Annotated in this window: 19 protein-coding genes; 9 read left to right on the plus strand and 10 right to left on the minus strand. The window is 69.1% G+C overall.

What is annotated here, in order from left to right; all coding sequences use genetic code 11:
- Positions 1–74: 74 nt before the first annotated feature.
- The 6 genes from MLE64_RS15310 to MLE64_RS15335 form a co-directional block, all read right to left on the minus strand.
- Positions 75–560 (minus strand): hypothetical protein, encoded by a 486-nt coding sequence (locus MLE64_RS15310; protein WP_243294744.1) that lies wholly within the window; start codon positions 558–560, stop codon positions 75–77.
- A gap of 190 nt (positions 561–750) precedes the next feature.
- The gene (locus tag MLE64_RS15315) at positions 751–1,737 is read right to left on the minus strand and encodes a 3'-5' exoribonuclease YhaM family protein (protein ID WP_243319071.1); all 987 of its coding nucleotides are present in this window, start codon (positions 1,735–1,737) and stop codon (positions 751–753) included.
- Positions 1,738–1,788: 51 nt separating this feature from the next.
- Complete coding sequence (locus MLE64_RS15320; RefSeq protein WP_243294742.1) at positions 1,789–2,112, minus strand: RNA-binding S4 domain-containing protein; 324 nt, start codon at positions 2,110–2,112, stop codon at positions 1,789–1,791.
- Positions 2,113–2,116: 4 nt separating this feature from the next.
- Positions 2,117–3,100: a peptidylprolyl isomerase gene (locus MLE64_RS15325; RefSeq protein ID WP_243319074.1), complete on the minus strand. Its 984-nt coding sequence runs from the start codon at positions 3,098–3,100 to the stop codon at positions 2,117–2,119.
- Positions 3,097–4,170: a peptidylprolyl isomerase gene (locus tag MLE64_RS15330; RefSeq protein WP_243319076.1), complete on the minus strand. Its 1,074-nt coding sequence runs from the start codon at positions 4,168–4,170 to the stop codon at positions 3,097–3,099. Before MLE64_RS15330 ends, MLE64_RS15325 begins: the two co-directional genes overlap by 4 nt.
- Positions 4,171–4,196: 26 nt before the next feature.
- Positions 4,197–4,877, minus strand: coding sequence for a Bax inhibitor-1/YccA family protein (locus MLE64_RS15335; protein WP_243319079.1), 681 nt, complete (start codon positions 4,875–4,877; stop codon positions 4,197–4,199).
- A gap of 89 nt (positions 4,878–4,966) precedes the next feature.
- On the opposite strand from MLE64_RS15335, the gene MLE64_RS15340 reads away from it, so the two are divergent.
- Positions 4,967–6,109 (plus strand): aminotransferase class I/II-fold pyridoxal phosphate-dependent enzyme, encoded by a 1,143-nt coding sequence (locus MLE64_RS15340; protein ID WP_243319080.1) that lies wholly within the window; start codon positions 4,967–4,969, stop codon positions 6,107–6,109.
- 15 nt (positions 6,110–6,124) lie between these two features.
- On the opposite strand, the gene MLE64_RS15345 is transcribed toward MLE64_RS15340, so the two are convergent.
- The gene (locus tag MLE64_RS15345; protein WP_243319082.1) at positions 6,125–8,725 is read right to left on the minus strand and encodes a PAS domain S-box protein; all 2,601 of its coding nucleotides are present in this window, start codon (positions 8,723–8,725) and stop codon (positions 6,125–6,127) included.
- 150 nt (positions 8,726–8,875) lie between these two features.
- Between MLE64_RS15345 and MLE64_RS15350 the strand changes: the two genes are divergently transcribed.
- The 4 genes from MLE64_RS15350 (at position 8,876) to bioA (ending at position 13,544) form a co-directional block, all read left to right on the plus strand.
- Complete coding sequence (locus MLE64_RS15350; RefSeq protein WP_243319084.1) at positions 8,876–9,523, plus strand: tetratricopeptide repeat protein; 648 nt, start codon at positions 8,876–8,878, stop codon at positions 9,521–9,523.
- Between the two features lie 30 nt (positions 9,524–9,553).
- On the plus strand, positions 9,554–10,174 hold the full coding sequence (gene bioD / locus MLE64_RS15355) for a dethiobiotin synthase (RefSeq protein ID WP_243319086.1): 621 nt from the start codon (positions 9,554–9,556) through the stop codon (positions 10,172–10,174).
- A gap of 128 nt (positions 10,175–10,302) precedes the next feature.
- Positions 10,303–12,165 carry a cache domain-containing protein gene (locus MLE64_RS15360; protein WP_243319088.1) on the plus strand — a complete coding sequence of 621 codons (1,863 nt, stop codon included), beginning with the start codon at positions 10,303–10,305 and terminating at the stop codon, positions 12,163–12,165.
- Positions 12,166–12,185: 20 nt separating this feature from the next.
- Entirely contained in the window at positions 12,186–13,544 is a 1,359-nt protein-coding gene (gene bioA, locus MLE64_RS15365; RefSeq protein ID WP_243319090.1) for an adenosylmethionine--8-amino-7-oxononanoate transaminase, read from the plus strand.
- A gap of 4 nt (positions 13,545–13,548) precedes the next feature.
- On the opposite strand, the gene MLE64_RS15370 is transcribed toward bioA, so the two are convergent.
- Positions 13,549–14,445 (minus strand): MBL fold metallo-hydrolase, encoded by an 897-nt coding sequence (locus MLE64_RS15370; protein WP_243319092.1) that lies wholly within the window; start codon positions 14,443–14,445, stop codon positions 13,549–13,551.
- A 90-nt stretch (positions 14,446–14,535) separates the two neighbouring features.
- Here MLE64_RS15370 and MLE64_RS15375 point away from each other — a divergent pair, with 90 nt between their 5' ends.
- The 4 genes from MLE64_RS15375 to MLE64_RS15390 are packed head-to-tail and all read left to right on the plus strand — an operon-like array spanning position 14,536 to position 18,970.
- A complete protein-coding gene (locus tag MLE64_RS15375) occupies positions 14,536–15,555 on the plus strand; it encodes a fumarylacetoacetate hydrolase family protein (RefSeq protein WP_243319094.1) in 1,020 nt (339 codons plus the stop codon).
- A gap of 32 nt (positions 15,556–15,587) precedes the next feature.
- Positions 15,588–16,622, plus strand: a complete 1,035-nt coding sequence (locus MLE64_RS15380) for a proline iminopeptidase-family hydrolase (RefSeq protein ID WP_243319096.1) — start codon at positions 15,588–15,590, stop codon at positions 16,620–16,622.
- The gene (locus MLE64_RS15385) at positions 16,619–17,476 is read left to right on the plus strand and encodes a flavin reductase family protein (protein WP_243319098.1); all 858 of its coding nucleotides are present in this window, start codon (positions 16,619–16,621) and stop codon (positions 17,474–17,476) included. Before MLE64_RS15380 ends, MLE64_RS15385 begins: the two co-directional genes overlap by 4 nt.
- Before the next feature lie 27 nt (positions 17,477–17,503).
- The gene (locus MLE64_RS15390; RefSeq protein ID WP_243319100.1) at positions 17,504–18,970 is read left to right on the plus strand and encodes an amidohydrolase family protein; all 1,467 of its coding nucleotides are present in this window, start codon (positions 17,504–17,506) and stop codon (positions 18,968–18,970) included.
- Positions 18,971–18,977: 7 nt separating this feature from the next.
- On the opposite strand, the gene MLE64_RS15395 is transcribed toward MLE64_RS15390, so the two are convergent.
- Both MLE64_RS15395 and MLE64_RS15400 read right to left on the minus strand, forming a co-directional pair.
- The gene (locus MLE64_RS15395; protein ID WP_243319103.1) at positions 18,978–19,895 is read right to left on the minus strand and encodes a mechanosensitive ion channel family protein; all 918 of its coding nucleotides are present in this window, start codon (positions 19,893–19,895) and stop codon (positions 18,978–18,980) included.
- 120 nt (positions 19,896–20,015) lie between these two features.
- Positions 20,016–21,158 carry a homogentisate 1,2-dioxygenase gene (locus tag MLE64_RS15400; protein WP_243319104.1) on the minus strand — a complete coding sequence of 381 codons (1,143 nt, stop codon included), beginning with the start codon at positions 21,156–21,158 and terminating at the stop codon, positions 20,016–20,018.
- Between the last annotated feature and the right edge of the window lie 8 nt (positions 21,159–21,166).

Here is a 21,166-nt window from a genome sequence, read left to right on the forward strand (position 1 = left end):
CTATCAGCCAATAAAACGGGGCGCCCTTCGGCGCCCCGTTCACTGAAAGCTGAGAGCTGACAGCTGATAGCTCCCTACGCAATGGCCTGTCGAATATCGAACAGGAGGCGCTTGAGCTCCAGCTCGGAGAGGTTGAGGGGCACCTGCTGCTTCACCTCCTCCTTGCGGAAGAAGGCGATGCGCTTCACCACCACCTTGTTCTTGCCGAGGCTGATCTCGTTGAACTGGATCTGGGTGTCGTCCTTGTAGGGCGGCAGGCTGCGAAGCTGGATGTACATCCCCCGACGGTCGTGGTCCACGATCTCCAGGCGCTCCTTCAGGTAGTCCACCTTCTCGGAGAGCATCTCGGCCTTCGTCTTCAGCTTGGCGAAGCTGAGGCGCTTGGGCGCGTGGCACTCCAGGACCATTTCGCCCAGCTGCACGCCGCCGTCGTCCCGGCGGAGGAACCCCTCCAGGGTGCTGTCCATCTCCGCATCGGCCTGGCGGAAGGGCACGAAGCCCTGGAACTCGCCGGGCAGCACGGATTCGTCGTAGCGTTTGGCCTTGCGGGACAGCTTCATGGCGCACCTCGGAAGGGTGGGATCTTCCGATAGGGCCAGAGGCGTGCCAGAGCGTCGCGATCAGGGCAGGTTTAGCACATCATCTGAATAGGCAGGACTTCCTTTCACCTTCTGCCGAGCTAGACCTGCCCACAGGACGGCAAATCCGTTCAAATGTGTCCAGAAGTGGCCGGTCGATTTACCGTATCGTTCACTTTTCGACGGCGTCCACCTTGGGCCACCGCCGCCGGTAGACCATGCGGTCCAGGGCCCGGTGGTAGGGGCTCCAGGACCCGCTGTCCGACTCGTCCTGCGCGACCCGGAGCATCACCTCCAGCTTGCCGTCCAGGTCGTCCAGGTAGTGGACCAGCAGGGCCTCCGGGGTCTTGGGCAGCACGGGGGAGCCGAATTCCAGCCGGCCATGGTGGGAGAGGACGATGTGCAGGATCTGCAGGCGGAGGTCCTCGGGAAATCCGGGGATCTTGCCCACCGCCCGGTTGATCCAGTCGGTTTCCAGGGCGATGTGGCCCAGGAGGTTGCCCGCGTCCGTATAGCCGAAGCTGCGCTGGTAGCTCAATTCCGCCGTCTTGCCCACGTCATGGAGCAGGACCCCCGCCTGCACCAGGTCCCGGTTCAAGGCCCGGTAGTGGCCGCAGGCCCGGTCGGCCATGCCGGCCACGGACAGGGTGTGCTCCAGGAGGCCGCCCAGGAACACGTGGTGCATGGACTTGGCGGCCGGGGCCTGGGCGAAGGCCGCCCGCAGGTCGGCGTCGGCCACGAACAGCGCCTCCAGCAGGCGGCGGATCCAGGGGTCTTCCACGGAGGCGATAAGCGCGTCCAGCTCGGCCAGCATCTCCGGCACGGGGCGGGCGCTGACGGGGAAGAAGCGGGAGAAGTCGCCCACCTCCGCGTCCGCCGCGAAGCGCACCTTGTCCAGCTTCATCTGGAGACGCCCGTTGTAGCTGGTCACGGCGCCCTTCACCCAGAGGAAGGCGTCGGGTTGCACCGCGTCCATGTCGCCTTCGATGGCCCGCACGTCCCAGAGGAAGGCCTTGAGGTCACCGGAGGCGTCCGAAAGCTTGAGCTCCAGGTACTCGCTGCCCTTGGCGCTCACCTTGTAGACGGCCTCCTGGGCCAGGAGGAAACCTTGGAAAACCCCGCCTTCTTTCAGGCTCCGGAGGATCGGCTGGTCGGACATCGGTTCTCCTTCTGTCCCATCAGGCTCGGGCGGCCGATGCGACAGCGGCTGTCAATGACTGCGCGGCGGCTTGGATGGGGAGGAAAAGGGGTCCTCGTCGCCGTAGCCCAGGTCCAGGGGCAACCGCTTGTCCTCCAGCACCTCGAAGAGCGACCACTGGTCGGCCTTCTTCACGTTGCCCTCGGGCAGGCTCAGCACCCGCACCTTCAGCACGCGGTTGTACAGGGGGAACTCCAGCTCGTCCTGGACCTTGACCTCGTGGCTGGCCTTCCGGGGCACGTTGTTCACGCGCACCATGCCCTCGTCGCAGAGCTGGTTGGCCAGCTCGCGCCGCTTGATGAGCAGGCTCTTCTTGAGGAAGGCGTCGAGGCGCACGGCATCAGCCTTTCAGGATCTGTTCCTTGGGCACCAGGTAGCGGATGTTCGCGCGCATCCGCAGGTTGGCGAGGTACTGCTCGATGGCGTTCTGGGCCTTGGGCTCCTGGAGCTTCTCCAGGATCTTGGCCTTCACTTCCGCGAAGTCCTTGACCGGCGCGTCCTCCAGGGCGATGAGCTGGATGAGGTAGATGTCCTTGTCCGTCTCGATGGGAGCCGAGACCTGCTCGGGCTTGAGCTTTACCGCGGCGTCCTCGATGCTGGCGCGGAGGAAGCCCTTGTTCATCCAGCCCAGGTCGCCGCCGGTGGCCTTGCTGGGGCTCACGGAGTTCTGGCGGGCCAGCTCCTCGAAGGACTTCCCGGCCTTGAGCGCCGCCTGGATCTCCGCCAGCTTCGCGCGGGTCGCCGCCTGCTCCTCGGGCGTGGCGCCCTTGGCCAGCACCAGCTCCCGGATGCGGAAGCGGCTGGGGAGGCGGTACTCGTCCTTGTGGTCCTCGTAGTAGGCCCGCAGCTCGTTGTCCTCCACGGCCACCTTGGAGAACACCTCCCGCTGCAGGACGTACTGCTGGGTGGCCTGCTGCTTCTGGCGCTTCATGAACTCCGGGAGGCCGATGCCGAGGCTGGTCTTCAGGGCCCGCTCCAGGTCGGCGTCCGTGGCGAAGTTGTTCTCCTTCTTGATGCCGTCGATGCTGGAGCGGACGTAGTCATCCGTGATGGGCGAGCCCAGCTCGTCGCCCTTGTCCTCCAGCAGGTAGGCGTCGATCATCCCCTGGAGAGTCTTCTCCCGGGCGGTCTTCAGCTTCTCATCCAGCTCCTTGCCGGAGAACTGGCGGTAGAGGGCCGCGTTCTGCTGCTCCACCGCCTGCGTCAGGTCGCGGCGGGTGATGATGTGGCTGTTCACGATGACGAGGATCTCCTCGCGCACCTCGGCGGTCAGCCCCGCGGGCGCCAGAAGCGCCAGGGCGAGGATGGGATTCAGCGCCTTCAACGGGCACCTCCCTTGGGCGCTTCGCCGCCTTGGGGAGCGGCCTGGGGGGCGACCTTGGGATCCTCGGCCTTCGGCGCCGCCGGCGCCTTGGGCGCGGGGGCCTCCGAGGGCGAAGGCTTCGCCAGCTCGAAGGGGATCTCCTTGCGGAGGCTGTCCATCAGCTCGTTCCAGATCGCGGCCTGGCGCTCGCGCTGGGCGCCCTGCTCGGCCACCTGCTTGGCCTCTTCGAAGGGCACTTCCCGGGCCGGCTTGCGGCTTTCCACCTTCACCAGGTGGTAGCCGAACTGGGTCTTCACGGGGGCCCCCACCTTGCCGATGGGCTGGGTGCGGGCGGCGGCGCCGAACTCGGGCACCCAGGTGGAGGGATCGGCATCCTCGTAGAGGCCGCCGTTCTCCTTGCTGCCGGGATCGTCGCTGTACTTCTTCGCCAGGGCCTCGAACTTGGCGCCCTTCTTCAGCTCGGCCTGGATCTTCGCGATCCTGGCCTTGGCCTCGGCCTCGCTCAGGCCCTTCTCCTCGCCCTCGCGCTTCACGGACACCAGGATGTGGCGGACGCTGGCCAGCTCGGGCTGCTTGAAGCGGTCCTTGTGCTTCTCGTAGAACGCCTTCACGTCGTCGTCGGAAACCGCGAGCTTCTTCTGGAGGCCCTCGCTCTCCTTGGCCAGGTACTCGCGGGCGAGCAGGTCGTCCTTGGTGCGTTCCACGGCCTGCCGGAAGGCGGGGGTCTGGTCCAGCCCCATGCGCTTGGCCTTCACGGCCAGGAGCTTGCTCTCGGCCATGCGCTTAACGAACTCCTCCTTGCCGCCCTGGATCATGAGGATCTGCATCTGCTCCTGCTGGTTCAGCAGGCGGAAGGCGGCCTGGAAATCGGCCTCGGTGATGGGCTCGCCGCCCACCTTGGCCAGCACCACCTCTTCAGGCTTGGGCGCGGGGGCCTGCGGCTTCGGGGCCGCTGCCGGAGCGGCCTGGGCTTGAGCCTGGGCCGGCGCCGGGGCCGGCGCGGGAGCCTTGGCGGGCTCCTGTGCGACGACACCGAGGGCGATCATGGAGATCAGGGAAGCACGGAGCATGGGATTCCTTGGGTGCCGGGAAGGCGCTAGCGGCGACGTCCGCCGAGAAGGTTCATCAGGGAGATCAGGATGTTGTAGAGGCTCACGAACAGCGCCAGGGCGAAGCCGGCGGGATCGCCGAAATCGCTGGTGCGGAGCATGGCGGAGGTGTCCCAGAGCAGCTTGGCCGAGCAGGCGATGACCGCCACGCCGGAGATGATCAGGCTGAAGGTCTCCAAGTGGAAGATGGCCGCCGCCAGGCTGCCGAAGAACATCACGGCGATGCCGACGATGACGAAGTTCCGCAGGAAGCTGAAGTCCTTCTTGGACACGAAGGCCGTGACCGTCAGGGTCAGGAACACCACGCCCGTGAGGCCGAAGGCTGTAAAGACGGGCATGAAACCGGCGCCCTGGGCCACCGCCAGGGCCACGATGCCCGCGATGACGCCCGAGATGAAGGTGAACAGCACATAGGCCACCCGGTTGAGGGGCTTCCGGCGGCTCACCCGGGAGGCGAACATCAGCGATCCGAACTGGATGCCGAAGAGTACCCAGAACCAGAAGCGGCCCGCCACGGAGATCAGGGCGGTCCCCACCAGGGGGGCGCTGAAGGCGCCCAATGCCGCCACGGCGAAGCCGCCCATGAGCCACAGGTAGACGCTTCGGACAAAATCGACGCGGGACTGCGTTCCGGTGGAAGCCCCCTGCCACGACTGCTGGTAATCCATGCCACGCTCCAAGGGGGACCCGCGTGGATCCCCCTCAGATCCTAACATTCCCCCCACCCTTACCCTGCCTCCAAGGACCCCGAGGTTCCGTGATCCCCCCACCCTGGCTGCAACGCCTCCGGCATCAGGCGGATCGCCGCCGTGCCCTGGGCCGGGACCGGGCCATCCACCCGGCCACGGGCGTGGACTTCTGCTCCAACGACTACCTGGGGCTGCGACGGGACCCGCGACTGGCGGAGGCCGCCGCGGCGGCGGCTCATGAGCACGGGGCCGGCGCGGGCGGGGCGCGCCTCCTCCGGGGCACCACGCCCCTCCACGATGAGCTGGAGGCGGCCCTCGCCGACTGGAAGGGCACGGAGGCCTGCCTTCTCTTCAACACCGGCTTCCAGGCCAACGCCACCCTCATCCCCGCCCTGGCTGGCTCCGGCGACGCCGTCTTCTCCGACGCCCTCAACCACGCCTCGCTGGTGGACGGCTGCCGCATGGCCCGCGCCGGGGGCGCCCACCTGGGCATCTTCCGGCACCTCGACCTGGCGGACCTGGCGCGGCAGCTCGAGCTCTGGCGGGCCTCGGCTCCGGGGGGCGCCCTGGCCCTGGTGGCGACGGATGCCGTGTTCAGCATGGATGGCGACGCGGCGGACCTGCCGGCCCTGCTGGCCCTCTGCGACCGCCACGGCGCCCTGCTCCTGGTGGACGAGGCCCACGCCACGGGCCTCCTTGGCGCGGACGGCGCCGGCCTGGCCCAGCACCAAGGCGTCCACGGCCGCGTGCCGCTGGTCATGGGCACCCTCGGCAAGGCCCTGGGCGCCTTCGGCGCCTTTGTCTGCTGCGACCGCCCGATGCGCGAGCACTTGGTGAACACCGCCCGGGGCTTCATCTTCTCCACCGCCCTGCCCCCGTCCGTCGTCGGCGCGGCCCTGGCGGGCGTGCGCCTCGCCCGGGCGGAACCCTGGCGGCGGGAACGGGCCATGGCCCACGCCGCGCACCTCCGGCGGGCCCTGGGGCAGGCCCAGGCTCCTTCCGCCATCGTGCCGGTGCCCGTGGGTCCCGACGCGGAAGCGGTGCGCCTGGCCGGCCGCCTCCAGGCCCGGGGCTTCGATGTGCGGGCCGTGCGCCCCCCCACGGTGCCGGAGGGTTCGGCACGCCTGCGGATCACCACCGGCGCCCACCTGGAGGACGCGCAGATCCTGGCCCTCGTGGAGGCCCTGGCCCTGGAGGCTCCTGGGACCTGATCCGGCGGAAAGGGATCAGCCTCCCAAGGCCTTCTGCATGGCCTGCATCAGGCCCGCGCGCCGGAAGGGCTTCTGGACGAAGGCGACGAGGCCCTTGCCCAGGAACTCGTGGACGGCCTCCTGCTCGTTGTAGCCGCTCATCAGCACCACCCGGCAGGCGGGATCGAGGGCCCTCAGCCTGCGGAAGGCCTCGACCCCGTCCATGTGCGGCATGGTGAGGTCCAGGAGCACGGCCTTGATCCGGCCGCCCTCGGCCTTGAACCGTTCCAGGCCCTCCTGGCCGTCCCTGGCCTCGATGACGTCGAATCCCATGGAGCGCAGGAGGGCGCCCGCCACGCCCCGCACGCTCTCCTCGTCATCGACCACCAGGATGGTGCCGGACCCGCTCCAGCTCACGGAGGCATCCTCTGCGGACGGGCCCGGCTCCGCCTCCAGCCCCGCCGGGAAGATCAGCTTGAACGTGGTCCCCTTTCCTACCTCGCTGTAGAGGCGGATGCCGCCCTTGTGGCCGCGGACGATGCCCTGCATGGCGGACAGCCCCAGGCCCCGGCCCGTGAACTTGGTGGTGAAGAAGGGCTCGAAGATGCGGGCCTGCACGTCGGGGCTCATCCCCTGTCCCGTGTCCGACACTTCCAGGGTGATGAAGGTGCCGGGCGCGATGGTCTGTCCGGGGAAGTCCCGGACCAGGTCCTCCTCCGAATAAGCCTGCGTGCCCGTGCGGATCGAGACGATGCCCTCCCCGTCGCCGATGGCCTCGGAGGCGTTGGTGACGAGGTTCATGACCACCTGCTGGATCTGGGAGGCCTCGGCCATGAGGGCCGGCAGGCCCGGCTGGAACTGGAACCGCAGCGCCACCTTCTTGGAGATGGAGACCCCCAGCAGGTGGGACATCTCCTCCACGGCCTGGTTCAGGTCCAGGGGCTCGACCAGGAAGCGGCCCCGGCCGGAGTAGGCCAGCATCTGCCGCGTGAGGCCGGTGGCGCGATGGACGGACTTCTCCAGGTTCTCCAGGTAGGGCCGCGCGGGCGACAGGGGCGGCGTGCACATCTGGGCGAGGCTGATGTTGCCCAGGATGGCCGTGAGCAGGTTGTTGAAGTCGTGGGCGATGCCGCCCGCCAGCACGCCGAGGCTCTCCAGCTTCTGGCTCTGGAGCTGGGCCTGCTCGGCCCGGCGGCGCTCCGTGATGTCGGTGATGATCCCCAGTACGCTCACCACGCGCCGTTCGTCGTCCATCACCGGGTTGCCGGTCACGATGGTCCACACCTCCGAGCCGTCCTTCTTGCGGAACCGGAAGTCGTGCTGGCTGCTGATCCCGTTCCTCCGCTGCGCCATGTTGCGGTCTGAGGTGTCGCGGTCCTCTTCGAACATGAAGTCAGACAGGGGGCGGCCGATCATCTCCTCCGGAGCGTAGCCCAGGATCTGGGCCATCCGGCGGTTCACGAAGGTGGTCCTTCCCTCCGGATCCAGCACCCACATGCCCTCTCCCATCACCTCCACCAGGTGGCGGAACCGCGCCTCGCTCTCCCTCAGCGCCTTCGCGTCCCGCCGATGGCTCTCCGTCTCCTGCGCCAGCTCGCGCGTCCGGGCCTCCACCTGGGTTCGGATCTCCGCCTGGCCGGCCAGCAGGGCGCGCACATAGCCCGAGAGCACCAGGCTGAAGGCGAGCCCCCCGGCCAGGACACCCCAGGCCCGCCAGCCCGCCGCCAGGCCGTAGTAGCCCGGGGCCGGCGTCACCACCACCTCCCAGCGCCGCCCGGCCAGGTCGAAGCCCAGGACATGCTGGAGCCTGGATGGTCCTGGCGGGCCGGCCGGAGGCAGCGGCGAGGGTTCCAGGTGCAGGAGGGCCTCTGACGGCGGCGCGCTGGCGTCCATCAGCCGCAGGTCCACGCCGCGGGGCTCCAGGATGGCGATGGACTTCTGGACCAGGTTGCCGGCGCGGAAGACCCCCTGAACCACACCCCGGGGCCGGCCCTGCCGGTCCCGCACCGCGGCCATGACCAGGATCCCTGCTTGGGCAGCCGTCTCCTGGAGCAGGTGGATCCGGCCGCTGGCGCAGACGTCTCCCGTGCGCAACGCGCGGTCCAGTGTCTCCCGGCGGGTGGCCAGGTGCTCCGCCGAATAGCCCAGGGTCACCTCGTTGCCCCGGTAGGGCGCCACGAACTGGATCGCGAAGAAGCGGTGGTCCTGGCGCAAGGGGACGTTCCGGCCGCCCTCGTCCTTCCCGAAGAAGTGGAACTGCGGCTGGAAGCGCCGGCCCTCGGCCTCCAAGGCGCCCCGGTTCTCCGGGCCCACCTCCGGCAGCCACTGGAAGGCCTGGATGTAGGGATGCATGGCGAGGGTGGGCGCCGTGAAGGCATCGAAGTCGGCCCGGCTCACGTCATCGCTGGCTTCGAAGTAGCTCCGCAGTACGCCGACATCCTCGAAGCTGTGCCGGAGCCCCTCGGCCACGCTCTCCGCGCGGTCGCGGGCCGCCTCGTGGAACTGCGCCTCCACCTGGCGGCGGTTGGCGTCCCGGGCCACGAAGAACCCCACCAGGCTGAGCACCACCCCGACCGCCAGCACCAGCCCGGCGCGGACTCGGCCCGGGGCGGCTGGACTGGGCATGGGGTCGGCCACGGGCACCTCGTTCGGATGGGTTGGGATCGGAATTATCCTGGCATGGCGCGCCCCATTCCGGGAGCCTCATGTCTTTCCCATCAGCCCCAGGTCCCGGGGGCAACCTGTGGGAGAATTCTAGGGGACCGGAAGGTCTTCAGGAGGTGGCTTTTGAATCGGAACATCGTGTTCGCCCTGGTCGGAGGCCTTGCCGTGGGATTCCTCGCGGGCTACGTCGTCGGCGGCAGCGGGGCCAAGGATGCCGCCACCCCCACCGCCGCCGCCCCCACGGGGGGCGTGGTGATGCCGGCGCCCTCCCTGGGCGGCGGCATGGCCGCGGGAGCCCCGGCCCCGGGCCAGATCCCGCCGGGCATGGGCCTTCCCAACGCGGAGATGCAGGCCCGTATCATCAAGCTGGAGGCCGTCGTGAAGGCCGAGCCCAAGAACCACGACGCCTGGGTGGGCCTCGGCAACGACTACTTCGACAGCCACCAGCCACAGAAGGCTGTGGACGCCTACGCCAAGGCCCTGGCCCTGAAGCCCGACGATCCCGACATCCTCACGGACCAGGGCGTGATGTACCGCCAGCTCAACCAGTTCGACAAGGCCATCGCCAACTTCCAGAAGGCCGGCAAGATCAATCCCTCCCACGTGCCCAGCGTCTTCAACCTCGGCATCGTGTACGCCGGCGACCTCAACAAGCCCGACGAAGCGGCCAAGGCCTTCAACAAGGTGCTGGTCCTCGCTCCGAATAGCGAGCAGGCCACCCAGGCCCGCCAGCTGCTGGCCCAGCTCAACAAGGGCGGCATGCCCCGCTGATCCGCGGCGCTGATCCGTCCTGCTGAATCCATGCTGAACCTCGACGCCCTCCCCAGCCCGCTCTGGGTCCTCGGAACCGGAACGGGCGTGGGGAAGACCTTCGTGGCCTCACGCATTGCGCACGCCTGGGCGGAGCGGGGTCCGGTCAGCTACCGCAAACCCTTCCAGACCGGCGTGGACCGGGCGGATGACTCCGAGGCCGACGCCAGCGCGGTGGCCGGCCCTAGCATCACCGCCGAAAGCCATGTCCTGCTGCGGGCGCCGCTCTCGCCCCTGGCCGCGGCCCTGCGGGAAGGCCGCACGCTGGACCTGGACGCCACCGCCGCCTGGTGCCGCCGGCCCGCCCCTCATCCTGGCGGGGGACGGGTGCTGCTGGAAGGCGTGGGCGGCCTCATGGTGCCCCTGGCGCCGAACACGCACTTCCTGGCCTGGGCCACGGATCTTCGGATCCCCTGCGTGCTGGTGGCCCTGGGCGGCCTCGGCACCTTGAACCACACCCTGCTCAGCGCCGAGGCCCTCATGCTCCGCGGCTGGCGGATCGAGGCCGTGCTGCTCAACCCCGGCGCCGATGGTGCGACCCAGGAAGCCGCAAACGAGAATGCGACCGTTCTGCAAGGATTTCTTCCCATCCCCGTCCATGTCCTGAAATAACTTCCAGAGCGCATCAAGCCGATCCATACGCTATCTTCAGGCGATCCGCATCCCCTGAGGCCCGCGCTTCCCTCGACACATCTCCGGCACTCCCTTCAGCCGTTCCCTTTCCCTCCGGGAAGGACCCCATGCCAGCCCCCACGCCTCTGCGACGCCGGTTGTGGCTCCCGCTACTGTTCGGAGTCGCCGGGCTGCTGGTCAACCTGCTGCGCTATGAGATCTTCTTCAACGTGGACCTCATCTTCGGATCGGTCTTCGTGATGCTCGTGATCCTCCACGTCGGCGAGGGGCCCGGCGTGGTGGCGGCCCTCATCGCGGGCAGCGCCACCTGGATCCTCTGGAACCACCCCTGGGCCATGGTGATCCTCGCGAGCGAGGCCCTCTTCGTGGGCTGGCTCGTGAGGCGCCGCTCGTGGGATCTCCTCCTGGCGGACCTCCTCTTCTGGGGCGCCCTGGGGATTCCCCTGGTCTGGGTGTTCTACCACCTCGTGCTGCGGACGCCGGTCCAGACGACGGGGCTGGTCTTCCTGAAGCAGGCCATCAACGGCATCATCAACGCCCTCCTGGCCTGCATCCTCCACCTGGCCTGGCGGGCGCGGTCCCGTGGGGACGGGGCCGCCCGCCCGGCCTTCCGCTCCGTGGTCTTCGTCACGGCCGTGTCCCTCGTGACCTTCCCGGCCCTTCTCTTCCTGACAGTCTTCGTCCGCCAGGAGGTCCGCCGGGGCGAGCGGGACATGCTCCGCCAGGGCGCCGAACTGGAGCTGGTGGGCCGCCAGATGCTCCAGACCTGGATCGAGGACCGCCATCAGAGCATCGCCACGCTGGCGAGCCTGGCCTCCCAGCCGAACCAGCGGCGGGAGGACTTGCAGCGGACCGTGGAAGCCATCCGGACGGCCACGCCGGCCTTCAAGCGGGCGGGCGTACTGGATGTCCATGCGGATGTCATCGTCTTCAGCCCCCTGGTCGATGACCTGGGGCGTTCCACCCTCGGACGGAACTTCGCCGACCGGCCCTACATCTCGACCCTGCGGGAGACCCTCAGGCCCTGGGTGGCCGACGTGGTCATGGGCCGCGTCGGCAGACCGGAGCCTGTCATCTCCCTCGTGGTCCCCGTGGTCCGGGATGGACGGTACGACGGCTACTGCATCGGCATCGTGGACACCACGCAGATCCAGGAGGTCCTCGCCATCGTGGCCAGTTCCACCGACGCCCGGCTGACCCTCCTCGACCGGTCCGGGCGTGTGGTCGCCAGCACCCGGAAGGACCTGGCCATGATGTCCGCCTTCGCGCCGCCTCCCGGCGAGCGCCGCCCGCTCGGCGAGGGGGTCTGGCACGTCATTCCCCCGGCCCGGTCGGGGCGCAGCGCCCTGCAGCGGTGGAGCGACTCCTTCCTCATCCAGGAGGGCCTCCTGAGCCCGCAGCTCCCCTGGAAGCTGGTGGTGGAATCCCCCCAGGCCCCGCTCATCGCGGGCTTGAGCCGGATCACCATCCGGGGCCTCGGCACCCTCCTGCTCCTCATCCTCCTGACCATCGCCCTGGCCCACCGGCTCAGCCGGGGGTTCACCGCGGCCATCGCCCGCCTGGAGGAAGCCACCCGCGCCTTCCCCGGGCGCCTCGGCGAGGATCCGGGCACCGACCTGGCCCTGGCCCCCAGCCGCATCGAAGAGACCCAGCACCTCAACGACCGCTTCCAGCAAATGACCGACGCGCTCCGGGCCTCCTTCCGCGAACTGAACGACCTGAAGGTCACGCTGGAGCAGCGCGTGGCCACGCGCACCCAGGAACTCCAGACCGCCCTGGACACCATCAAGACGCTCCACGGCATCATCCCCATCTGCGCCTCCTGCAAGAAGATCCGCGACGACAAGGGCTCCTGGAACCAGATGGAGACCTACATCTCCGAGCACACCGAGGCCGACTTCAGCCACGGCATCTGTCCCGAGTGCGCCCGGCGGCTCTACCCGGATCTGCGCCAGGAAGACTCCGGCTGAGGCTGCCCTAGACTGGAGCCATGCCGACGCCCCTGCCGCCCGACTGGACCGACCGCCTCGCCCTGGACCGGGCCCACGTCTGGCACCCCTTCACCCAGATGCAGGTGCACGAGGCCGATCCGCCGGTGCCCGTCATCGGCGGCGAGGGCTGCGACCTGCTGCTGGCCAACGGCGAGCGGGTGCTGGACGGTGTCTCCAGCTGGTGGACCTGCCTGCATGGCCATGGCCACCCGAAGCTGGTGAGCGCCCTGGAGCGCCAGGCGGCGAAGCTCGACCACGTGATGTTCGCGGGCTTCACCCACGAGCCCGCCCTGGAGCTGGTGGTGCGGCTGCGGCCGAAGCTGCCGCCGAACCTCACCCGCGCTTTCTTCTCCGACGACGGCAGCACCGCCGTGGAGGTGGCCCTCAAGATGGCCTTCCAGGCCCAACTCCAGCGGGGCCAGAAGGGCCGCAACCGCTTCGGCGCCCTGCGCGGCGGCTACCACGGCGACACGCTCGGCGCCGTGGGCGTGGGCGAGCTGGACAACTTCATGACCAGCCTCTTCCGCCCCCTGCTCCTGGCCTGCGAGCGGCTGGAGGTGCCCGAGGATCCGCGCTGCGAGGTCACCCCGGATCTGGAGGGATGGCCGGAGCGCCTGGAGGCGGCCCGCCAGGCGATGGCGGCCTTCTTCGCCGCGCACGGGGAGCGGCTGGCCGCATTCATCGCCGAGCCCCTCATCCAGTGCGCGGGAGGCATGCGCATGTGGCCGCCGGAGCTGCTGCAGGAGCTGCGCGCCCAGTGCGACGGCCACGGCGTCTACCTCATCCTCGACGAGGTGGCCACGGGCTTCGGCCGCACCGCCACCTTCCTCGCGTGCGAACAAGCGGGCGTGGCACCGGATCTGCTCTGCCTCTCCAAGGGCCTCACGGGCGGCACCCTGCCCCTATCCATGACCTGGGCCACGGAGGAGCTCTACGGCCACTTCTGGGGCACGCCCGCCTCGGGGCGGGCCTTCCTCCACGGCCACAGCTACACGGGCAATCCCGCGGCCTGCGCCGTGGCCTGCGCCAGCCTGGCCCTCTTCGACGACGAGCCCGTGCTGGCGAACGCGGCCGCCCTGCATGACGCGATGACGGCGGCCTTCACGGCCCTGGCCGCCCATCCCGCCGTGCGCCAGGCCCGCGTGCTGGGCGCCATCGGCGCCTGCCGCCTGGTCGATCCCGCCACCGGCGCCGCCCACGACACCGAGGATCGCTTCGGCTGGCGCCTCCACCGCCGGGCCCTGGACCACGGCCTCCTGGTGCGCCCCATGGGCGACTGCCTCTACCTCCTCCCGCCCCTCAGCACGCCCCCCGCGCGCATCCGCGAGGCTGCCGAGACGCTGCTGGAGCTGCTTTGAGGCCTCAGGGTACCGGCACGGCCTCGTAGCCCGTGCCCTTCGGCGCGATCCGCACGATCTGCGGCAGGTGGGCCCCGGCCAGGACCACCTTCCGGCGGGCGGCTTCGCGGAACAGCTCCTGACGGACCTTCACGGCGCGGTCGCCATCCAGGTCGAAGGCGACGCCCACTTCCGGCCGCTGGAACTGCACCGCGCCGAAGTGGATGAGGTCGCCGATGCACCAGAGCTCCCGGCCTTCGGAGGTGAAGGCGTAGACCGTGTGGCCGCCGGTATGGCCGTAAGCCGGGATGGTGCGGAGGCCCGGAAGAAGTTCCTCGCCATCCTCGAAGGGGCGGAAGGCCCCGGCCTTCCCGTAGACCTCGAAAAGGGCCTTCAGCTTCGGCGCCCGGTCCCGCAGGCGCTCGGGCAGGCGCGAGGGGTCCTCCGTCCAGAAGGCGTGCTCGCGGCGCGAAACCCTCAACGTCGCCTTGGGGAAGGCGCGCATGCCATCGGCCTTCAGCAGGCCGCCGATGTGGTCGAAGTGCTCATGGGTGATGAGGATGAGGTCGATGTCCGAGGGCGCCACGCCCGCGGACGCGAGCTGCTCCGCCAGGTGGCCCGAGTCCTCCTCGGGATCCTTCCCGATGCCCGTGTCCACCAGGACGGTGTGGCCGGGCATCCGCACGAGGTAGGCGTTCACCGGTGTGTCCGCCACGTCCTTCCCGTCCAGCATCCGCCGCGCCTCGGCGTCATCGAGGCCCTTGAGAAGCGACGCGGCGAGGGAGATCCGTCCGTCCTGCAGACGCCACACCTGCAGCCGGCCCAGGCGCAAGGGCGCGAGGCGGGAGGCGGTCGTCGGGGCGGAGGGCGTCATGGCGAATCCCGGCAGCAGGAGGGTCGTGGCGAGGAGGAGGGTGCGCATGGCCCGAGTGTACCTCGTTCCATCTGCCGTGAATGACGATGCAGGAGTCGTGTTTTCCCGGCATTACACTGGGCCTTTGCGGAGAATCCGATGAAGCTGGTGACGTTCCTGAAGGCCGACGCCGAGAAGATCGGCGCCGTGATGGCGGACGGCCGCATCCTCGACTTCGCCGCCGCCGAGCCCCGCCTGGCCGTGGACATGCTGACTCTCATCCGCCGCCAGGACGAGCTGATGTCCCTGGCCCGGACCCTGGCCGCGGCCCCGCCGACCCAGGCCCTGGTCGATGCTGGTGCCGTGCGCCTGCTGGCGCCGGTGCCTCGGCCCGTGTCCATGCGCGACGGCTACGCTTTTCGCCAGCACGTGGCCACGGCCCGCCGCAACCGCGGGCTGGACATGATCCCCGAGTTCGACCTCTTCCCCGTCACCTACTTCACCAACCACCTGGCTGTCACGGGCCCCGGCGAGGTGCTGGTGCAGGATCACCACCTCACGCGCCTGGACTTCGAGCTGGAGGTGGCCGTCATCACGGGCCGGGCCCTGAAGAACGCGACGCTGGAGGAGGCGGACGACGCCATCTTCGGCTACCTGGTGATGAACGACTGGAGCGCCCGCATGCTCCAGATGGAGGAGATGAAGCTCTCGCTGGGCCCCTGCAAGGGCAAGGACTTCGCCACCAGCCTGGGTCCCTGGCTCGTCACCAAGGACGAGCTGAACCTCGAGCGGACTGCGGTGGGCGAGCTCCTCCATGCCCGCATGACCTGCGAGGTGAATGGACACCGGCTGTCCGACGGCAACGCCGACAGCATGAACTGGACCTTTGCCCAGATTCTCCAGCGCACCAGCTACGGCATCCAGATGCACCCGGGCGAGGTCATCGGCAGCGGCACCGTGGGGACCGGCTGCCTGCTGGAGCTGAACGGCTCGAAGGTCACCGACAACCTCTGGCTCAAGGCCGGCGACGAGGTGGTGCTGGAGATCGAGGGCCTGGGCCGCCTGGTGAACACCATCACCCATGTGCCCGAGCGGCTGGTGGACATGCCGGCACACCTGGTGGGCGGAACCCTGCCCGACCTCTACGCCGGCACGCCCTCCGGCGAGGCCGGGGACTGACTAGACTGGGGCATCCCCCAACCGGAGTGACCATGCGCCGCGCCCTCGCCCTCCTCCTCGGCCTGCTGGCCACCGCGAGCCCCGTCCTCGCGCAGAAGCCCACCCTGAAGACCTACTTCGCGGACGGCGCCAAGCTCCGCGAGGGCGGCGTGAAACTCATCCCCATCCAGACGCCCAAGGGCACGTTCAAGGTCTGGACCAAGCGCTTCGGGAACAATCCGCGCATCAAGCTGCTGCTGCTCCACGGCGGGCCGGGCTCCACCCACGAGTATTTCGAGTCCCTGGAGGGCTACCTCCCCGCCGAGGGCATCGAGTTCATCTACTACGACCAGCTGGGCTCGGCCTACTCGGACCAGCCCAAGGATCGCGACCTCTGGACCACGGAGCGCTTCGTGGAAGAGGTCGAGCAGGTGCGGAAGGCCCTCGGCCTGACCAAGGACAACTTCTACCTTCTGGGCCACTCCTGGGGCGGCATCCTGGCCGCCGAGTACGCGCTGAAGTACGGGGCCAACCTCAAGGGCCTGATCATCTCGAACATGATGATGAGCATCCCCGACTACAACCGCTACGCCAGCAACGTGCTGGCCAAGCAGATGGACCCGGCCGTGGTGAAGGAGGTCAAGGAGCTCGAGGCCAAAGGCCAGTACGAGAACCCCCGCTACATGGAGCTGCTGATCCCGAACTTCTACAACCAGCACCTCTGCCGCCTGCCGGAGTGGCCGGACGCCTTCAAGCGGGCCTCGGCCCACTCCAACAACGACATCTACGTGCTCATGCAGGGCCCCAGCGAGTTTGGCGCCTCGGGCCGCCTGGAGAAATGGGACCGCAAGGCCGACCTGCCGAAGCTGGCCATGCCCACGCTGGTCATCGGCGGCACCTACGACACCATGGACCCCGCCCACATGAAGTGGGTGGCTGGCCAGGTCCAGCACGGCAGCTTCCTCCTCTGCCCGAATGGCAGCCACATGTCCATGTGGGACGACCAGCGCACCTACTGCGAGGGCCTCATCCGCTTCCTGAAAGCGACGGACGCGGGCCGGAAGATCGTCACCTTCGGGAAGCCATGAGCGTGCGCACGATCCTCCCCGGCGACCTCTCGCCCATCGAGACCAACGCCCTCCTCTGCGGCGGCGTGGCGCCGCGGCCCATCGCCCTGGCCAGCACCATCTCGAAAGACGGCATCCGGAACCTGTCGCCCTTCAGCTTCTTCAACGCCTTCGGCTCGAACCCGCCCACGGTGGCCTTCGCGCCCAACCGCCGGGGCCGCGACGGCACCGTGAAGCACACCTACCTCAACGCCGTGGCCACGGGCGAGTTCGTCATCGCCGCCGTGAGCCACGCCATGCTGCATCCCATGAACGTGGCCAGCGCCGAGTGGCCCGACGGCGTGGACGAGTTCCCCAAGAGCGGCCTCACGCCCCTGCCCGCGCGGCTCGTGAAGCCGGCCCTCGTGGCCGAGAGCCCCTTCCAGATGGAGTGCCGCCTGCAGCAGGTGGTGGAGCTGGGCAGCGGTCCCGGCTCGGGCCTCATGCTCCTCGGCGAGGTGCTGGCCTTCCACGTGCGGGAGGACTGCTTCGTGGACGGCCTCCTCCACCCCGACGCCCTCGACCTCATCGGCCGCAACGGCGGCGCCTTCTATACGCGGGCCAGCGGCGCGGCCGTCTTCCAGGTGCCCAAGCCCGCCGGGAAACCCCTGGGCTACGACGCCCTGCCCGAAGCCCTCAAGCAAAGCCGCATCCTCACGGCCAACGACCTGGGCCAGCTCGCCAATAGCCCCGGTTTGCCGGACCTGGCCGCCATGGCGCGACGACCCGGCGACTCGGCGGATGCCGAGGGTCTGGAGCGGGCCCTGCAATCGGCCCTGGCCCGGAACGACCCGGACGAGGCCTGGCGCCTGGCGGGGCTCCGCCTGCGCGCGTAGGCTGGCACAGACAAACGCGGAGATCGCATGTCCTCTCGAAGCCGCATCACGATTCTCCTCGCGGCCCTCGCGCTCCGGCTGGGGGCCCAGGTCCCCACCCCCTCGGCCGAGCTGCGGCAGTACCTCAAGGTGGAGGCGCCGGTGGTGGCCCTGGTGCACGTGCGGGTGGTGGACGGCACCGGCGCCCCCGCCCGGGAGGACCAGACGCTGATCCTGCGGAACGGCCGCATTGAGGCCCTGGGAGCCAGCACCACCCTGGTGGCGCCGAAGGAGGCCCTGGTGCTGGACCTCGCGGGCCACACCGTACTTCCGGGCCTGGTGGGCATGCACAACCACCTGTTCTATACGCACTCCATCCATAGCGACGAGAAAGGCGGCGCCCTCGCGCCCGGGCGGCTCTTCGCCGAGATCGCCTACTCGGCCCCGCGCCTCTACCTGGCCTGCGGCGTCACCACCATCCGCACCACCGGAAGCCTGGAGCCCTACACGGACCTCAACGTGAAGCGCCAGATCGACGCGGGCCTGATGCCCGGACCGAAGATGGACGTGACGGGGCCCTACCTCGAGGGGCTGGAACCCATGACGCCGCAGATGTACGCCCTGCGGGGCCCCGAGGACGCCCGCCGCTTCGTGGACTTCTGGGCCGACGCGGGCGTGACCTCCTTCAAGGCCTACATGAACATCCGGCGGCCCGATCTCGGCGCCGCCATCCAGGCCGCCCACGCCCGGGGCCTCAAGGTGACCGGGCACCTGGGATCGATCACCTGGCCCGAGGCCGTGGCCCTGGGCATCGACAACTTCGAGCACGGTCCCGTGTACACGGACACGGAATTCACGCCGGGCAAGAAGCCCGATCAGGGCCCTTCGGTGGCCGCCTCCTGGGGTTCCTGGCTGAAGGTGGACGTGGCGGGCCCCGAGGTCCAGGGGCTCATCCGGGAGCTGGTGGCGAAGAAGGTGGCGGTCACCTCCACCCTGCCGGTCTTCGAGCTGGGCGTGCCCGGGCGCCCGCCCCTGCAGGCGCGGATGCTCGCGGCCATGTCCGCGGAATCCAAGGCCAGCTACCTGGCGGCCCGGGCCAAGGTCCCCACGGCCCCGAACGGCCGCGCCGAGCAGCTGCTCCGGAAGGAGATGGCCTTCGAGCGGGCCTTCGTCCAGGCCGGGGGCCAGCTGCTGGCCGGGCCCGATCCCACGGGCATGGGCGGCGTGCTGCCGGGCTTCGGCGACCACCGGGAGCTGGAGCTGCTGGTGGAGGCCGGCTTCACACCCCTGGAGGCCATCCGCATCTACACGGCCAACGGCGCGGCCTTCCTGGGCCGTCTGGATCGCATCGGCACTCTGGAGCCCGGCAAACAGGCGGACCTGGTGGTGGTGAAGGGCGACCCCACGCGGAAGATCGAGGACATCGAAAACGTGGTCACCGTCTTCAAGGACGGCCTCGGCTACGATCCCGCCAAGCTCCTCGACTCCGTGCGGGGGCACGTGGGCATCCGCTGAAGCGGCCCTAGTCCAGGTTCTGCGATGCGATCGGTGCCGCTTCTCCACGGTGGTGAATGACGCGCTGGGGATAGGGGATGTCGATACCGGCCTCCCGGAAGGCCATGAGGATGCGCCGGCGCAGCTCCCGGGCCACCTCCCACTGCTTGGCCGGGGCGGTCTTGGTGAGGGTCCGCAGGGTCACGGCGCTCTCCCCCAGGTCCTCCACGCCCAGCACCTGAGTGGGCTCCAGCACCCGGTCGGGCCAGGCCTCGGCCAGCTCCTTTCCGATGCGGGTCAGCAGCGCGATGGCCGCGTCGATGTCCGTATCGTAGCCGACGCCCACCTCGACCTTGGCCCGGGCGAACTCCTTGGAGAGCACCACCACCCGCACCACGGAGCCGTTGGGGATGAAGTGGGCCTTGCCCTCGGAATCGCGGATCTGGGTCACACGCAGGGTCATGCGCTCCACGGTGCCCGTGTGCTTCTCGTCCACGCTGATGATGTCGCCCACGCCGAACTGGTTCTCCATGAGGAGGAAGAACCCGCTGATGACGTCCTTCACCAGGCTCTGGGCCCCGAAGCCCAGGGCCACGCCCGCGATGCCGGCGCCGGCCACCAGAGGCCCGATGTTGACGCCGAACTCCTGGAGCGACATGAGCAGGAAGAAGACCACCGCCAGGACGCGCGCCGTGTTGTTGAGCACGGAACCCAGGGTCTCCGCCCGGCGCTCGGCGTCCGAGGTCACCTCCTCGTTCCCGTCGTCCACGGCCCGGCGCACGGCGCGGGACACCAGCTTCACGCTCCAGAGGATGGCCAGGCAGGCCGCTCCGACCATGAGCAGGTGCTCCAGCCGCGACCAGCCCACCCGGTCCATCCACGCCATGAAATGGTCGAAGCGCCGGACTTCGGTCTTGATCAGAGGCTGAAGGAAGAGAACGATCACGTCACCAGTCTACTTCCAGGAGGCTCTCGCAACCATGTGGGTCGCTCCAAGCGCTCTGGGAGAGCGCCTGGAGCGGGGCCCCACAGGGCGCGAATCACGCTTGTGAGAGAACGCGCCTCCCTACTTCCAGGACGCCCAGTAATTGAGATTCTCCACCAGCCCCGCGGCCGGCGTGGCCTTCAGGGGCCTGAAGGTGTCCACCATGACAGCCACCTCGTCCGTGCGATCCTTGGTGCGGCTGAGGGGGATGGCCTTGGGGTGCGGCCCGTGGTGGATGCCCTGGGGATGCCAGGTCACCATGCCCGCGCCGATGCCGTCGCGGCTGAAGAAGTGGCCCGCCGAGTAGAACAGCACCTCGTCGTAGTCGATGTTGGAGTGGAAGAAGGGCACGCGCATGGCGCCCTCCTCCTCTTCGAAGGGCCGGGGCAGGAAGGAGCAGATGACAAAGTTGGTCGCGATGAAGGTGGAGTGGGCGCTGGGCGGCAGGTGGTAGCGGGCGCTGACGACGGGCCGGATGTCCTTCACGTTGATGCGCCACACGGTGAGATCCCCCTTCCAGCCCACCACGTCCAGGGGATTGAAGGGGTAGAACACCTTCGTGATCTGGTTCTCCCGCTTGATGTGGACGGCCCACTCCCGCGGTGTGGCGTTGTAGGCCTCTAGCTCCGGCGTGTCCACCATAGCCGGATCGAAGATGGCGTTGGGCCCCAGCTGGTTGCGGTCGGGGATGGTGACCTCGCTGAAGCTCTCGATGAGCAGGTAGCGCTGGTCGCCGTCGGAGGGCAGGAAGCGGTACGTGGTGCCTCGGGGGATCACCAGGTAGTCACCGGTGGCGTAGGTGAGCGCGCCGAAGGTGGTCTCCAGCTTCCCGCCGCCCGCATGGATGTAGTAGACGTCGTCCCCGTCGGCGTTGCGGTAGAAGAAATCCATGGCCGAGGGCGCCACCCAGTGCAGGGCCACGTCCGCATTGTGGAGGATGCAGATGGGCGCGAAGGCCGCTTCCTGCGAGCCGAACATGGAGGCCCGGATCGCCTCATCCGCCGAAGGCTTCAGCCCGTTCAGGTCGTAGCTGTGGGGGCGCAGGGGACCCTCGATGTGAGTCCAATCCGTCACCGGGTGCAGACGGTAGAGGTGCGTGGTGCGGCCGTAGAAGCCCTGGCGCGCATGCTCCTCCTCGAACGTGCCCTGCGGCAGGTCCACATGCGCCTGGCGCGTATGCAGGCCCTTGCGCAGGGGGAAGAGCGGCGTTTCCTTCTTGGACATGGGAGCCT

The organism is Geothrix paludis (assembly GCF_022808815.1).
GTDB classification, from domain to species: domain Bacteria; phylum Acidobacteriota; class Holophagae; order Holophagales; family Holophagaceae; genus Geothrix; species Geothrix paludis.

Coding starts and splice junctions, on each gene's coding strand:
- MLE64_RS15310 (WP_243294744.1), bottom strand. CDS start 560: ATGAAGCTGTCCCGCAAGGCCAAACGCTACGACGAATCCGTGCTGCCC.
- MLE64_RS15315 (WP_243319071.1), bottom strand. CDS start 1,737: ATGTCCGACCAGCCGATCCTCCGGAGCCTGAAAGAAGGCGGGGTTTTC.
- MLE64_RS15330 (WP_243319076.1), bottom strand. CDS start 4,170: ATGCTCCGTGCTTCCCTGATCTCCATGATCGCCCTCGGTGTCGTCGCA.
- MLE64_RS15335 (WP_243319079.1), bottom strand. CDS start 4,877: ATGGATTACCAGCAGTCGTGGCAGGGGGCTTCCACCGGAACGCAGTCC.
- bioD (WP_243319086.1), top strand. CDS start 9,554: ATGCTGAACCTCGACGCCCTCCCCAGCCCGCTCTGGGTCCTCGGAACC.
- MLE64_RS15360 (WP_243319088.1), top strand. CDS start 10,303: ATGCCAGCCCCCACGCCTCTGCGACGCCGGTTGTGGCTCCCGCTACTG.
- bioA (WP_243319090.1), top strand. CDS start 12,186: ATGCCGACGCCCCTGCCGCCCGACTGGACCGACCGCCTCGCCCTGGAC.
- MLE64_RS15370 (WP_243319092.1), bottom strand. CDS start 14,445: ATGCGCACCCTCCTCCTCGCCACGACCCTCCTGCTGCCGGGATTCGCC.
- MLE64_RS15375 (WP_243319094.1), top strand. CDS start 14,536: ATGAAGCTGGTGACGTTCCTGAAGGCCGACGCCGAGAAGATCGGCGCC.
- MLE64_RS15380 (WP_243319096.1), top strand. CDS start 15,588: ATGCGCCGCGCCCTCGCCCTCCTCCTCGGCCTGCTGGCCACCGCGAGC.
- MLE64_RS15385 (WP_243319098.1), top strand. CDS start 16,619: ATGAGCGTGCGCACGATCCTCCCCGGCGACCTCTCGCCCATCGAGACC.
- MLE64_RS15390 (WP_243319100.1), top strand. CDS start 17,504: ATGTCCTCTCGAAGCCGCATCACGATTCTCCTCGCGGCCCTCGCGCTC.
- MLE64_RS15400 (WP_243319104.1), bottom strand. CDS start 21,158: ATGTCCAAGAAGGAAACGCCGCTCTTCCCCCTGCGCAAGGGCCTGCAT.